Genomic DNA, 13,010 nt, shown 5'->3' with positions numbered 1-13,010 from the left:
AGATCAAACCTATGACATGGACACTTCCAAATATTCTGACGGTGCTGCGCCTGTTGGCCGCGATTGCGGTCGGTGTGGTGTTTGCAATCTTTCCGCGTCCGATTGCCGATTGGGTGGCATTGATCCTGTTTATTGGCGCGGCCACCACCGATTATCTGGATGGATATTTGGCCCGCAAATGGGCGCAAGTTTCCCGTTTCGGTGCTATGCTTGATCCGATTGCGGATAAGGCCATGGTGGTGATCGCCTTGGCAATCTTGGTCGGACTGTTTGATCTATCCGTGGCCCTGATCACACCTGTTGTTCTTATCTTGTTTCGCGAGGTCTTCGTCTCGGGCCTGCGCGAATTCTTGGGCGCGGATGCAGGGCGACTTAAGGTTACAAAACTCGCCAAATGGAAAACCATGGTGCAGATGGTTGCGATTGTCTTGATGTTCTTATGGGCGATTGCAGAGCATAATATGCACAATGACCATTCATTTGGCACCTTTGGCTTGCATGTGCTGCGCGATGCTTTGGCGTGGGGCGGCATGGGGATGTTGTGGCTTGCAGCCGTTTTGACCTTTGTCACAGGGTTTGATTACTTCCTCAAAGCCTTGCCATTCCTCAGTGACCAGAAAGGCTGACGGGATGATTGAACTAAGATATTTCGCATGGTTGCGCGAACGCATTGGCGCGGATCGCGAGATGATCAACACCGATGCGGCAACAATCGCCGATTTGATTGCTGAGCTGCGCGGTAAATCTGACGCGCATGACTTGGTTTTTTCGGATCTATCCTCTGTGCGCGCGGCGGTTGATCAGGAATTGGTCGATTTGGATCATCCCGTTCAGGGCGCGCGCGAGATTGCTTTCTTCCCACCAATGACGGGGGGTTAGGGCCATGGCGGTAGATGTCCGCGTCCAGTCTGCGCCGTTTGATTTGGGCGCTGAGATGTCGAATTTCGCCGCAGCCGCAACGGGTGCGGGCGCTGTCGTCAGTTTCACAGGTCTGGTGCGCGATTTGCCCGATCAAAGCCTCGCTCACATGGAAATAGAGCATTATGCAGGCATGACTGAAAAAGCACTCGGTGCAATCGCCGCCGAGGCGCAAGCGCGTTGGCCGTTGATCCGTGTCTTGATCATCCACCGCTATGGCAAACTTGTGCCGTCAGACCAGATCATGATGGTCGCGACCGCTTCGCCCCATCGCAAAGCAGCATTTGAAAGCGCTGATTTCCTCATGGATTATCTGAAGTCCCGTGCGCCATTCTGGAAAAAAGAAGCGCGCCACGATGGGCGCGCGGATTGGGTAGAGGCCAAAGACGAAGATGAGGCCGCGCTTGCCCAATGGGTAAAATCTTAGATTAAGATTTCTCCAACTTACTGCGCAGATGGTCGTTTTCGCTGCGGGCTTCACGCAACCCTTCCATCGCGGCGCGCAACTCGGCTTCGGTTTGGGAAAGCTGCGTGGTCAATTCGCTTTCGCGCTGTTCGATATAAGTGATGGCTTGGTCGCGCAATTCTTCGGCTTCGTGCAGCGAAGCGGCGAGGCTTTCCAACTCATTCACATCTGCATCAGATACGCGCGTCAGGCGATGCACAAGCCAATTTGCGAACCAACCAAGGGCAAAGGCGATGATCAAAATGATCGTAATGGCGATAATGAATTCAGTGCGGTTCATTGTTGGGCCTCCTCGCCTACAGGGGCTTCGGCATCTGCCGCCTCCTCGGGCGTGTCATTTTCGGCTGCGGTTCGATCAATCAGTTTAAACTCGATACGACGGTTTTGCTCGCGGCCCTCTTCGGTGTCATTATCCGCGATTGGGTTGGCCTCTCCATAGCCACGCGCCGATAGGTTCGACACCAGAACCCGCCGCGCCAGAAGGCCGTTTAAGACCGCATCAGCGCGGGCTTGGCTCAATGTGAGGTTCATTTCCTCGCGCCCTTGACTGTCGGTATGACCGCCGATTTCCATATCGACATGGCGGCAATCTGGCAGGATCTCAGCCAAGCGATCTAGGATTGCGCCTGTGCTTTCGTTGATTTCAATCGACCCAGGATCAAAGGTGATTTTCGTCTCTGCCAATAGATCATTGATCCGCGAAAGGCAGGTTTCAGGTGACAGCAATTCGGGTTCAGGCGCAAGGCTTGCATCCACGGTCACGTTGATCTCGAAATCTGCACCGTCAAGTTTATCTGAGAGGAGGCGTGAGGCCAGTTCGATATGATCTCGATCTGCAACACGGCCAGACAATGTCAGTTTTGCAGGGGTGATCAGCAAATCGCCGTCATGCAAAAAGGACAGCGCCTCTAAGCCTGCAAGACTGCGGACTGACCATCCTTCGGGCAAGGCTTCGTCCAAATTCGTGGCGAAATAGACATTTTCGCTGCCGAAAAGCGCCTGCGCGAAAGCTTGGTTCGCGGCTTGCAGGTTTTCATCGGGTAAGCGACCGCGCACCTGAACGGCCCCTGTTTCAGAAAGGCTTGCGGTGAATTCTGGTGCTTCTAACGCGCCGCTATCTTGGGGCGGGGGCGGTAGGATGGCCTGCAATGAGAACAGATTGGGGAGGTTGCGGTCTAATTCACCCACCACCCTATCAAAAAGACGCTGCGATGTGCCTTCTTTCGCCACAAGGCTGACATCGGCGTCTGAGAAGGTGAGCGTCCCATCCCCCAGTTCTGCCAGAGCGGCAACTGCTACCTCAATGGCCCGCGCCCATTCTGTAGATGGCACGCCAAGGCCCACATCACAGCTTTCACCTGTGGCAAGGCCTGCAGCCTCAGCCGCGGTGATAATCCGCGCCGCATTCGCCTCCGTATCTGCGGAGCAAACCTCAAGGGTGGCCACATCGTCCTCGCGGATCATACGAAAGGCAAAGGGTGTAATAACGGGACGGGGGGCGGAGATGTCGATAACCACATCCAACCCTGCCTGAGGGTAACTGTTTAAGCGGGATATTGCGCTGTCACGCTCCGCCACGCTATCGGCAACGGCCGTGACAGTCACCTTGCCCTGCATCACCGAGATTTTTGAACGTGGAAGCAAGCGCAAGGCGCGCAGCCCGTATTCAAGTGCGGCATCCCAACCTTGCGGAATAGGATAGTCAACGCTTTCCACGAGATTGGCGACTTCGACCCCATTGGTGATATCGGCGATGCGCGCGGCAATGGTTTCGCCATCGGCATCGGTTGGGATCAGTCCAATCATCGAAATGCCGTCACTGTTGCGCAACATCTCGAGCAGGAAATCTGGGGTTGAAATGCCTGCGGGGTCGGCAACGGTGATTTCATCAATCAGCCGGTCATCATCCACGACTGCCGCGGCAAGTGTCAGCGCGCGAAACCGTGCGGCCTCATTGGGGGCCTCGCCTGAAATGTGAACTTGCAGCCCGTCCCCGCGCAACTCGACCCAACTCACGCCAGATTGCTCCAGCCGATCCTCAACCGCCGTAACCGAACGATTTTCGATAGAGATCGCCGCGGCGATTGCCACGAGGTAAGACAACAGGCCTGCGACCAAAAAAGTTAAAACTGCTGCAAGAGAGAGCGAAATTTTCATATTGGAAATGTGATCCGAATTTATCCCCTGCGGATGGCTTAGAGATTAATCGCCCGAGGATCAATCACAGCCATGCTGCAGCGGCAAGAAATAGCCCAAAGATCAGCCCAGCATCGCGATTGCTGCGAAACAGTGACAGGCAGCGGTCGACATTGTTGATGTCCAAGTGCTGCATCTGCCAGATCATATGGGCGGCAAAACCCACAACGCCGCAAAGACCCAAAATCAGCGCCGACCCTGATAGGACAACCATCACAGCCGCTGCCGCAAGGCCCGCGCTGAGGATCAAGAAGCCCCAAAGCCACTGCGCCGAATTCTCTCCAAAAAGGCGTGCGGTCGATTTCACGCCCATCAGCGCGTCATCTTCTTTGTCTTGATGGGCATAAATCGTGTCATAGAACAGGGTCCAAGCAATTCCTGCGAGATAAAGAAGGATGGGGGCAAGCGATAGACTGCCTTGATGCGCCGCCCAAGCCAAAAGCGCCCCCCAGTTAAAGGCAATGCCCAAAAACACCTGCGGCCACCATGTGAAACGCTTGGCAAAAGGATAAATCGCTACAGGCAACAGAGCCAGAATGCCCAACCAAATTGCGGCTGCCTCAAAGGTGAGCAGAATGCCAAAAGAGATGAGTGCCTGCACAACCGCCCAAACCAGTGCCCCGCGCACTGTCACCTGACCTGATGGCAAAGGGCGCGATTGGGTGCGGGCAACGCCCGCATCAATATGGCGGTCGGTGATGTCATTCCATGTGCAGCCTGCACCGCGCATGAGAAACGCGCCAATAGCGCATCCTAGTGCAATCCAGAGATCGTAGACTGTGCCACCCGCAGGGTCAGCCGCAACAGAAAGCGCCAAGCCCCACCAGCACGGCAAAAGCAATAACCATGTGCCAATTGGGCGATCTGCCCGCGACAATCGCAGATAGGGCCGTGTTGCGGCAGGGGCGAGATGATCGACCCAATTGCCCTGATAGGCATCGCGCACGCGACCCTCTGGCATTTGGTTATCTGCGCTCATATGATCCCCTTATGTCTCAAGCCGCCAAGATACGCCTTTACCTAGACCAGCCGCTTGCCAAAGCGCAAACACTCTCTCTCGAGCGTGATCAGGCGAATTATCTTTTTGCTGTGATGCGGCTTTCCATTGGGGCCGAGATTTTGGTGTTTAATGGCCGTGACGGTGAGTTTCTTGCCGAAGTTGTCGAAGCAAATAAGCGCGCAGGACGGCTTTTGTGCCGCGAACAAACCCGCGCGGTTCAGCTGCCGCCTGACCTATGGCTGATTTTCGCGCCAATCAAAAAAGCGCGCACCGATTTTATCGTGGAAAAAGCGACCGAGATGGGGGCAGCGCGGATCATCCCCGTTCAGACCGAGTTCACCAATTCCGAGCGGATCAGGCAGGATCGCTTGCAAGCCCACGCAATAGAGGCGGCAGAGCAATGTGGCGGCACCTTCGTGCCTGAGGTCAGTGATCTGATGCGCCTTGATCGTCTATTGGCGCAATGGCCTGAGGATCGTCAGATTATTTGGGCGGATGAGGCGCGGGTGGGTGTTGCGGTGGCTTTTGCAGGGCCGCAACATAGTCAGAAATGGGCGCTATTGATTGGCCCTGAGGGCGGGTTTTCCCCGCGAGAGCGCGCAAGCTTGTCGCGCCTGCCTTTTGTGACCCCAGTCAGCCTTGGCCCACGCATTTTGCGCGCGGATACCGCTGCCGTAGCCCTGCTGACGCTGTTTCAATCGCATTTGGGGGATTGGCATGATCCGACCTGAATTGCGCCACGCCTTTGTGCGATACGCGGAGGTGATCGCAGCCCTCTGCGCAGTTGGCTTTGGCCTGTGGTTGATCACGCGCCCGAGCCCAATTTTGGGTATGGTTGGGTGGATGGTGGTTGCCGTGGCAACCACAACGGGCTTTGTCGCATGGCGCCGCGCGCGGTTTGCATCGTCTGGGCAAGGCGTGGGGGTGGTCAGCCTTGTTGAAGGGCGCATCGCCTATATGGGCCCAATTTGGGGCGGTGCAGTGGATTTGGATGATTTAGAAAGCCTTGGCTTGCGGGTTGAGAGGGACAAAGATCCTGCATGGGTTTTGAAAACCCGCGACAGTGTTTTGACCATTCCCCTTGAGGCAAGTGGCGCAGAGGTTTTGTTTGATGGGTTTTCTGCCCTGCCCAAAATTTCAATGGCCGCGCTGATTTCCGCGCGCGATAAGAAACGCCTCGGCACGCAAATTCTGTGGACGCGTGGCCTTGACACGGATGGTCAGGCGGGCCAGTTCCGCATTGGTGTGCAATCATAATTCAGGCGGGAGCAGCGCCCATGTCGATACCTCAGCAAGGCGGTGGCCCTATTGAACGCGAAAGCCAATTGGCCGAGTATTTGGCCGCAGGGTGCAAGCCGCGGGGTCAATGGCGCATTGGCACAGAGCATGAAAAATTCGGCTATTGCCGCGACACGCTAAACCCGCTGCCCTATGATGGCCCCCGCTCAATCAAAGCGGTGCTTGAGGGGTTGCGCGATAAATTCGGATGGGCGCCCGTGATGGAGGGCGCGCACATCATCGGCCTGACCAAGGATGGCGCGAATGTCAGCCTTGAGCCGGGCGGGCAGCTTGAACTTTCAGGTGCGCCTCTCGAGACAATCCACCAGACCTGTGACGAGGTGAACCAACACCTCCGCGAGGTGCGTGATGTCGCCGATAAGATCGGGGTTGAATTCATCGGTCTAGGTGCGGCCCCGATTTGGCGGCATGAGGATATGCCGATGATGCCAAAAGGGCGCTATCGCCTGATGACAGGCTATATGGATCGCGTGGGCAGCATGGGTAAAACCATGATGTATCGCACCAGCACGGTTCAGGTGAACCTCGATTTCTCCTCTGAGGCGGATATGGTGCAAAAGCTGCGCGTGGCTTTGGCGTTGCAACCTGTCGCGACTGCACTGTTTGCGAATTCGCCCTTTATTGATGGCAAGCCAAATGGGCATAAATCATGGCGCGCCCGTGTTTGGCGTGACCTCGATGCCGCGCGCACGGGGATGCTGCCCTTTGTGTTTGAGCAGGGTTTTGGCTTTGAGGCATGGGTGCAATATGCGCTCGATGTGCCGATGTATTTTGTATATCGCGATGGGGTCTACATTGACGCGCTTGGTCAATCCTTCCGCGATTTTCTCAAAGGTCAATTGCCTGCCCTTCCAGGTGAAGTTCCGACCCTCTCTGATTGGGCGGATCATTTGACCACAATTTTCCCTGAGGCACGGGTCAAGAAATTCATCGAAATGCGCGGTGCCGATGGTGGCCCGTGGCGCAGGCTATGTGCCTTGCCCGCGTTTTGGGTGGGTTTGATGTATGATCAGACCGCATTAGACGCCGCATGGGATTTGGTGAAGGGATGGGACGCTGAGACGCGCGATGCGCTGCGCGTTGCGGCATCCGTAGATGGGCTTCAGGCTGACACTCATGGGATAAAGATGCATGATCTGGCGCGTGAAGTTGTGGCGCTCTCTGAGGCGGGGTTAAAAACCCGCGCGCGCGCGGGCGCGGGTGGGCTTGTGCCTGATGAGACACATTTTCTGAATGCGTTGAAAGAAAGCCTAGAGAGCGGCAAAACCCCCGCCGATGAATTGTTGGAACGCTATCACGGCGAATGGGGCGGTGATCTGACGCGGATCTATGAAGAGTATAAATACTGATTAGGATTTCTGGCCAATTTTCGGCTCGGTTCCAGAGAGCAGTCTTTTGATATTCGCGTGGTGTCTGTTGAAAATCAGCGCAGCCAAGATGACCGTGACGACTGCGGTCTGCGGATAGCCCAAGATTGCCACGAATACGGGTGACAATACTGCTGCGATCAGCGCGGATAGGGACGAAATGCGAAACAGCGCGGCGACAATCGCCCATGTGGCACAAGCTGCAATACCTGCAGGCCAAGCAAGTGCGAGGAGCGTGCCAAGAAAGGTTGCCACCCCCTTGCCTCCCTTGAAACCGATAAACACAGGGTAGCAATGCCCGAGAAATGCCGCGCCCCCTGCGACTTGTGCAGCTAAATCGCCAAACAGGGCACGTGCCACCAAAACGGCAATTGCACCTTTTCCTGCATCAAGAACCAAGGTCAGGAAAGCCGCCAGTTTATGGCCTGTGCGCAGGACATTGGTTGCGCCAATATTGCCCGACCCAATGCTGCGCAAATCGCCCAAATTGAACAGACGCGCCATGACCAGTCCAAATGGAACCGAGCCCAACAGGTAGGCACCGATCCCAACGAGGCCCAATTGGATCAAGTTAAATTCGATCACGATGCGTTCCGTTCATAAATGCATTGGCCGTTGACGAAACTTGCCAAAACCATCCCTTGCAGCCGTGCGCCATCAAAGGGCGTGTTCTTGGATTTTGAGTGCAAAGCGAAGCGATCCAGAACAAAGGGTCGATTTGGATCAAACAAAATGAGATCAGCCACAGCACCTTCGGCCAAGCTGCCACCTGGGACATGAAAGCGGCGGGCGGGGTTCAACGACAAGGCTTTGAAGAGGTCAGGCAGGCTCAGACCCGCCCCGTGATGCAGCCGCAACGCGGCGGGCAACAGGGTTTCAAGCCCCACTGCGCCACTGGCCGCCGCTTCATAAGGCAGCCGTTTGCTTTCTTCATCCTGTGGCGTGTGCATGGAGCAAATAATATCAATAAGCCCTTCCCGCAGCGCCTCAACCATCGCCACGCGGTCTTCCTCGGCGCGCAAGGGTGGCTTGACCTTAAAAAAGGTGCGGTAATCGCCTACGTCAAATTCGTTGAGCGTCAAATGGTGGATTGAAATACCTGCCGTAACATTCAGCCCTGCCTCTTTCGCGCGGCGCAGCGCGGGTAAGGATTTCGCGGTGGAGATCTGATCTGCGTGATAGGCCACGCCCGTCATTTCAACCAATGCAAGATCGCGCTCCAACCCCATACGTTCTGCCATAGGCGACACTGCGGGCAAGCCTTTAAGAGAGGCGAATTTGCCAGAGGTTACAGCCGCCCCTTCTGACAAAATAGGGTCTTGTGGATGGCCCACAATGAGCGCGCCAAGACTGCGGGCATACACCATGCAGCGGCTGAGAACCTTGCTGTCGCGCAGAACGAGGTCGCCATCGCTGAAGGCCACAGCCCCTGCATCCAAGAGAAAGCCCAATTCCGTCATCTCGCGCCCCTCACGGCCCTTTGTCAGGGCAGCCATTGGGAGAATACGCACGGGGCTTGCATCTTGCGCGCGGCGGCGCACGAATTCCAATGTTTCAGGCGTATCAATCGGGGGGGTGGTGTCAGCACGCGTGACGATGGTGGTCACGCCACCTGCGGCGGCAGCCGCGCCTGCGCTGCGGAAACTTTCCTTATGCCGTTCACCAGGCTCGCCGATTTTGACGCCAATATCGACCAGACCGGGGGCAAGGCAGGCTTCGGCGCAGTCAATGACGCGCTCTGCGTTTTGGGTCGTGTCACCCGCTCCGCGCGCGGCAATCATTCCATCTTTGACGAGAAGCCAGCCCAAATCCTCGGTGCCTGCCTCTGGGTCTATGAGGCGCGCATTTTTGAATAGGATATTCATGCCTGCGCCCCCTTTTCGGCTCGTCTGGCACGCAAGTTTTGCGCCAGCAAATCCATTGCTGCCATACGCACGGCAACGCCCATTTCAACCTGCTCTTGGATCACTGAGCGATTGATGTCATCGGCAATGGTTCCGTCAATCTCGACCCCGCGATTCATTGGGCCCGGGTGCATGACAATCGCATCATCCTTGGCGGCGCTCAGCTTTTCTGCGTCCAGCCCGAAGCGGTGATAATATTCTCGTTCTGAGGGGATGAAGGCGCCGTCCATGCGTTCTTTTTGAAGACGCAGCATCATCACCACATCACAGCCTGCAAGCCCTGCTTGCATATCGTCATACATTTCCACGCCCCATTCGCTGACCCCTGCGGGCATCAAGGTGGGGGGGGCAATTAGGCGAATGCGGTTCTCCATTTTGCCAAGCAGCAGAATGTTTGAGCGCGCCACGCGGCTATGGGCAATGTCGCCGCATATCGCAATGTTCAGGCGGTGCAAGCGCCCCTTTGCGCGGCGAATGGTCAGCGCATCTAACAGGGCTTGGGTTGGGTGTTCATGCTTGCCATCGCCCGCATTCAGAACCGCGCAATTTACCTTTTCCGCCAAGAGGTTCACGGCGCCCGAATGCGGGTGTCGCACAACCAAAAGATCAGGATGCATCGCGTTAAGCGTCAGCGCCGTATCAATGAGCGTTTCACCCTTTTTGAGGCTAGACGCCGCCATCGCCATGTTCATCACATCCGCGCCAAGACGTTTGCCTGCCAATTCAAAACTGGCTTGCGTGCGGGTGGAGGCCTCGAAAAACATATTGATCTGGGTCAGCCCCTTTAAGGCATCACCATGCTTGTTATCGCCGCGCTCGAGTTCGGCGTAGCGATCGGCAAGATCAAGAATTGTAACGATTTCATCGGGGGCAAGTGTTTCGATACCTAAGAGGTGGTTTTGGCGAAACGACATCGGGCTCCCCCTGATCTGTCTTCCTATTTGACTGCGCCGCTTATAGGCTGTCTTTGGGGGCGGACACAACCCATCCGATAGAGGCTGTTATGGCCCATTTACCTCGCGGCGCACTGGCAGTAGCATTGTGACCATGCGCCATGACCTTGATCAGATGACCTATACCGATGCGCTTGCCGCGCTCAGTTGGCAGGTGGATTTGGGTGTGAGCGATGCGATTGAAGAAGCGCCGATCAACCGATTTGACCTTGAGCCCGAGGTGAAGCCTGCGCCCGTTTCACCAAAGGTGGCGCAGTCTAAGCCTGCACCAACACCCGCACCGAAGGCGGCCACTGTTTCAGATTTGGCCAAAGCCGCAGATGCCCTAGCACAGGCGGCACTTTCCTTAGACGCATTGCGGGCTGCAATGGCGGATTTCCATGGGCTTGATCTGCGCAAAGGCGCGCGGAATATGGTTTTCTCGCAGGGCAATCCTCAGGCCGATGTGATGGTCATTGCCGAAGCCCCAAGCCGTGCCGATGATGAGGCGGGGCAGGGTTTTAGCGATGAGGCGGGCAAACTCTTTGATGCGATGTTTGGAGCGATCGGTCTTTCGCGGTCGACAGAGGGTCAGAGCGAGGCGCTCTATTTCACCTATGTTTCTCCGTGGCGGATGCCGCAAGATCGCCCAATCACAGAGGCCGAGCATCAGGTGCTGCGCCCTTTCTTGCTGCGCCATATCGCATTATGTGCGCCGAAGGCGGTGGTGCTGCTTGGAAACGCATCTTGCGTTTCAGCCCTGTCACAAACGGGTGTGCAGCGTCTGCGTGAATCGGATCATATGCTTGAGGCAGGCGCGCATCGCTGCGCTGCTTTCCCAATTTATTCGCCCGCGCGATTGATGAACTTGCCTTTGCTCAAGCGCGAGGCATGGGCGGATTTGTTGAAACTGAAAGCGAGCCTTGGGGGCGCGAGATGAGCCGCATTGATGAGACGCGCGACTTTATCCCCATTGGCATTGCGGTTCTGGCCGTTTCTGACACGCGGGATTTGACGCAAGATAAATCTGGCGACCTTTTGGAAGGGCGGATCAAAGCGGCGGGCCATCATTTGATCTACCGCGAGATTTTACGAGATGAGCGCACTGAGATCGCAGAAAAACTGCGCGCGTGGTGCGCGGATCCTGTGGTTGACGTGATCCTGACCACGGGTGGCACGGGTCTTACAGGGCGCGATGTCACGGTGGAGGCGCATCGCGATGTCTACGAAAAAGAAATCGAGGCCTTTGGCACCGTTTTCACCATGGTATCGATGCAAAAAATCGGCACATCAGCAGTTCAATCTCGGGCAACGGGCGGGGTCTGCCAAGGCACATATCTCTTTGCCTTGCCAGGCAGTTCGGGGGCCTGTGCCGATGCGTGGGATGAAATTCTAAAATGGCAGCTCGATTATCGCCATCGCCCCTGCAATTTTGTTGAAATCTTGCCCCGCCTTGAGGAACATCGGCGCCGGAAATAGCCATGCCGCGCGTATCCTCCTGTGTGGGGTCACTATGCCGCGCTATTTCCATCGCAGTTTCGTGGTCTATTCTTATGGTAACCTTCCCTGCTGAGGCGATACATTTATGAGATTTTTCAATCGTGCATTGACGGGGTTATTCCTAAGCGCTGTGACCTTCGGACTGTTATCTTTGGCGGTCGGGCTGATCTGGTCATCTTTGCAGGAACGCATGGGCGATCAGGGCAGTCGCCCGCCTGCCCGAGAGCGGGTTTTTGCCGCCGAAGTTCTGACCCTGACCCCGCAAAGCTTGCGTCCTGAACTGACTGCGTTTGGCGAGATTTTGCCGCGGCGCAGTCTAGAATTGCGGGCGGCCATCGGGGGGCGTGTGGTCGAACTTGCGCCCAATTTCCGCGAGGGGGGGCGTGTTGAGGAAGGCGCGCTTTTGGTGCGGATTGATCCTGCCGAGGCAGAATGGGCGCGCGACACCGCCGCGGCAGATCTACAGGATGCTGAAGCACAGGAAGAATTGCGCCGCCGCGCGCTAGAGCGGGCGCGTGATCTTGCGGATCGCGGTGTCGGCAGTTTGGCCGCGGTTGAGGCGGCGGAATTGGCCGTGGCTTCCGCTAGCCAAGCCACATTGGCCCGCAGACAGGCGCTTGCGGATGCAGAGCGGCGTTTGGCTGATACTGAAATTCGCGCGGGATTTTCTGGGGTTTTATCCGAGGTTGATTTGGCCGAAGGGCGACTGTTGAGCGCGAATGAGCAATTTGGCCGCCTGCTTGATCCTGATCAGCTTGAAGTCGCCTTTCGTCTATCGACCGCGCAATATGCGCGCCTTGTTGGCGAAGATGGCCGCCTGCCGCAAGTTGATGTGGAGTTGCGCATTGATCTGGGTGAGCAAGTTTTGACCCTGCCTGCACGCCTGACGCGGGAAAGCGGGGCGGTGGGTGAAGGGCAAACGGGACGGTTGCTCTTTGCCGATGTGCTGCGCCCTGCGGGCTTGCAAGCGGGGGATTTTGTCACTGTCCATGTGACCGAGCCCGCGCTTGAGGGCGTCATGATTGCGCCTGCCACGGCCTTGGCCGATGGCGCGCATGTGCTTGTTTTGGGGGATGAAGATCGCCTTGAAGAAGCCGAAGTGACGCTCCTGCGCCGCCAAGGGGATGATGTGATTTTCCGCGCGGATCACTTGGCAGGCCGTGAGATTGTGGCCGCCCGAACCCCCGTCTTGGGGGCGGGGATCAAGGTTGACCCTCTGCGCCCTACAGCCGATGGCAGCCTTCCTGAGGTGGTTCAAAACGAGGAGCTAGAGCTTGACCCTGAACGCCGTGCGCGGCTGATCGCCTATGTTGAAGGCAACAGCTTTATCCCTGATGATGTGAAATCGCGGCTCTTGGATCAATTAAACCAACCCCGTGTGCCAAGCGGGGTGGTGGCGCGGCTTGAAGAACGAATGGGGGGCTAACC

The 13,010-nt window shown here is 56.6% G+C and carries 15 protein-coding genes; 9 read left to right on the top strand and 6 right to left on the bottom strand.

The window, feature by feature from the left end; genetic code table 11:
• The first annotated feature begins 11 nt into the window (after positions 1 to 11).
• Genes pgsA through I3V23_07415 form a run of 3 tightly spaced genes read left to right on the top strand, consistent with a single transcriptional unit; the run spans position 12 to position 1,345 of the window.
• Positions 12 to 626, top strand: a complete 615-nt coding sequence (gene pgsA, locus I3V23_07425) for a CDP-diacylglycerol--glycerol-3-phosphate 3-phosphatidyltransferase (protein ID QPI84450.1) — start codon at positions 12 to 14, stop codon at positions 624 to 626.
• 4 nt (positions 627 to 630) lie between these two features.
• Positions 631 to 879: a molybdopterin converting factor subunit 1 gene (moaD, locus tag I3V23_07420; protein QPI84449.1), complete on the top strand. Its 249-nt coding sequence runs from the start codon at positions 631 to 633 to the stop codon at positions 877 to 879.
• A gap of 4 nt (positions 880 to 883) precedes the next feature.
• On the top strand, positions 884 to 1,345 hold the full coding sequence (locus tag I3V23_07415) for a molybdenum cofactor biosynthesis protein MoaE (GenBank protein QPI84448.1): 462 nt from the start codon (positions 884 to 886) through the stop codon (positions 1,343 to 1,345).
• A 1-nt stretch (position 1,346) separates the two neighbouring features.
• Here I3V23_07415 and I3V23_07410 read toward each other — a convergent pair whose 3' ends face one another.
• From I3V23_07410 to I3V23_07400, 3 genes are all read right to left on the bottom strand, one after another.
• A complete protein-coding gene (locus I3V23_07410; protein QPI84447.1) occupies positions 1,347 to 1,664 on the bottom strand; it encodes a hypothetical protein in 318 nt (105 codons plus the stop codon).
• Positions 1,661 to 3,541: an OmpA family protein gene (locus tag I3V23_07405; protein ID QPI84446.1), complete on the bottom strand. Its 1,881-nt coding sequence runs from the start codon at positions 3,539 to 3,541 to the stop codon at positions 1,661 to 1,663. The genes I3V23_07410 and I3V23_07405 overlap by 4 nt, the downstream gene beginning before the upstream one ends.
• A gap of 64 nt (positions 3,542 to 3,605) precedes the next feature.
• Positions 3,606 to 4,559, bottom strand: coding sequence for a 4-hydroxybenzoate octaprenyltransferase (locus I3V23_07400; GenBank protein ID QPI84445.1), 954 nt, complete (start codon positions 4,557 to 4,559; stop codon positions 3,606 to 3,608).
• An 11-nt stretch (positions 4,560 to 4,570) separates the two neighbouring features.
• On the opposite strand from I3V23_07400, the gene I3V23_07395 reads away from it, so the two are divergent.
• Genes I3V23_07395 through I3V23_07385 form a run of 3 tightly spaced genes read left to right on the top strand, consistent with a single transcriptional unit; the run spans position 4,571 to position 7,228 of the window.
• The gene (locus tag I3V23_07395; protein ID QPI84444.1) at positions 4,571 to 5,311 is read left to right on the top strand and encodes a 16S rRNA (uracil(1498)-N(3))-methyltransferase; all 741 of its coding nucleotides are present in this window, start codon (positions 4,571 to 4,573) and stop codon (positions 5,309 to 5,311) included.
• Entirely contained in the window at positions 5,298 to 5,837 is a 540-nt protein-coding gene (locus tag I3V23_07390) for a hypothetical protein (GenBank protein ID QPI84443.1), read from the top strand. The genes I3V23_07395 and I3V23_07390 overlap by 14 nt, the downstream gene beginning before the upstream one ends.
• A gap of 20 nt (positions 5,838 to 5,857) precedes the next feature.
• A complete protein-coding gene (locus I3V23_07385) occupies positions 5,858 to 7,228 on the top strand; it encodes a glutamate--cysteine ligase (GenBank protein QPI84442.1) in 1,371 nt (456 codons plus the stop codon).
• Here the strand turns inward: I3V23_07385 and plsY are convergent, their stop codons facing one another.
• Genes plsY through I3V23_07370 form a run of 3 tightly spaced genes read right to left on the bottom strand, consistent with a single transcriptional unit; the run spans position 7,229 to position 10,064 of the window.
• Positions 7,229 to 7,816, bottom strand: coding sequence for a glycerol-3-phosphate 1-O-acyltransferase PlsY (plsY, locus tag I3V23_07380; GenBank protein QPI86741.1), 588 nt, complete (start codon positions 7,814 to 7,816; stop codon positions 7,229 to 7,231).
• Between the two features lie 11 nt (positions 7,817 to 7,827).
• Positions 7,828 to 9,111: a dihydroorotase gene (gene pyrC, locus I3V23_07375; GenBank protein ID QPI84441.1), complete on the bottom strand. Its 1,284-nt coding sequence runs from the start codon at positions 9,109 to 9,111 to the stop codon at positions 7,828 to 7,830.
• On the bottom strand, positions 9,108 to 10,064 hold the full coding sequence (locus tag I3V23_07370; protein ID QPI84440.1) for an aspartate carbamoyltransferase catalytic subunit: 957 nt from the start codon (positions 10,062 to 10,064) through the stop codon (positions 9,108 to 9,110). Before I3V23_07370 ends, pyrC begins: the two co-directional genes overlap by 4 nt.
• Positions 10,065 to 10,197: 133 nt before the next feature.
• Here I3V23_07370 and I3V23_07365 point away from each other — a divergent pair, with 133 nt between their 5' ends.
• From I3V23_07365 to I3V23_07355, 3 genes are all read left to right on the top strand, one after another.
• A complete protein-coding gene (locus tag I3V23_07365; protein QPI84439.1) occupies positions 10,198 to 11,022 on the top strand; it encodes a uracil-DNA glycosylase in 825 nt (274 codons plus the stop codon).
• The gene (moaB, locus tag I3V23_07360; GenBank protein ID QPI84438.1) at positions 11,019 to 11,561 is read left to right on the top strand and encodes a molybdenum cofactor biosynthesis protein B; all 543 of its coding nucleotides are present in this window, start codon (positions 11,019 to 11,021) and stop codon (positions 11,559 to 11,561) included. Before I3V23_07365 ends, moaB begins: the two co-directional genes overlap by 4 nt.
• Before the next feature lie 106 nt (positions 11,562 to 11,667).
• Complete coding sequence (locus tag I3V23_07355) at positions 11,668 to 13,008, top strand: efflux RND transporter periplasmic adaptor subunit (GenBank protein ID QPI84437.1); 1,341 nt, start codon at positions 11,668 to 11,670, stop codon at positions 13,006 to 13,008.
• The last annotated feature ends 2 nt before the right edge of the window (positions 13,009 to 13,010 follow it).

Source organism: Rhodobacterales bacterium HKCCA1288 (assembly GCA_015693905.1).
Taxonomy (GTDB): Bacteria; Pseudomonadota; Alphaproteobacteria; order Rhodobacterales; family Rhodobacteraceae; genus M30B80.
This window is presented reverse-complemented; position numbering and strand designations above follow the sequence as displayed.

Coding starts and splice junctions, on each gene's coding strand:
- pgsA (QPI84450.1), top strand. CDS start 12: ATGACATGGACACTTCCAAATATTCTGACGGTGCTGCGCCTGTTGGCC.
- moaD (QPI84449.1), top strand. CDS start 631: ATGATTGAACTAAGATATTTCGCATGGTTGCGCGAACGCATTGGCGCG.
- I3V23_07415 (QPI84448.1), top strand. CDS start 884: ATGGCGGTAGATGTCCGCGTCCAGTCTGCGCCGTTTGATTTGGGCGCT.
- I3V23_07410 (QPI84447.1), bottom strand. CDS start 1,664: ATGAACCGCACTGAATTCATTATCGCCATTACGATCATTTTGATCATC.
- I3V23_07405 (QPI84446.1), bottom strand. CDS start 3,541: ATGAAAATTTCGCTCTCTCTTGCAGCAGTTTTAACTTTTTTGGTCGCA.
- I3V23_07400 (QPI84445.1), bottom strand. CDS start 4,559: ATGAGCGCAGATAACCAAATGCCAGAGGGTCGCGTGCGCGATGCCTAT.
- I3V23_07395 (QPI84444.1), top strand. CDS start 4,571: ATGTCTCAAGCCGCCAAGATACGCCTTTACCTAGACCAGCCGCTTGCC.
- I3V23_07390 (QPI84443.1), top strand. CDS start 5,298: ATGATCCGACCTGAATTGCGCCACGCCTTTGTGCGATACGCGGAGGTG.
- I3V23_07385 (QPI84442.1), top strand. CDS start 5,858: ATGTCGATACCTCAGCAAGGCGGTGGCCCTATTGAACGCGAAAGCCAA.
- pyrC (QPI84441.1), bottom strand. CDS start 9,111: ATGAATATCCTATTCAAAAATGCGCGCCTCATAGACCCAGAGGCAGGC.
- I3V23_07370 (QPI84440.1), bottom strand. CDS start 10,064: ATGTCGTTTCGCCAAAACCACCTCTTAGGTATCGAAACACTTGCCCCC.
- I3V23_07365 (QPI84439.1), top strand. CDS start 10,198: ATGCGCCATGACCTTGATCAGATGACCTATACCGATGCGCTTGCCGCG.
- moaB (QPI84438.1), top strand. CDS start 11,019: ATGAGCCGCATTGATGAGACGCGCGACTTTATCCCCATTGGCATTGCG.
- I3V23_07355 (QPI84437.1), top strand. CDS start 11,668: ATGAGATTTTTCAATCGTGCATTGACGGGGTTATTCCTAAGCGCTGTG.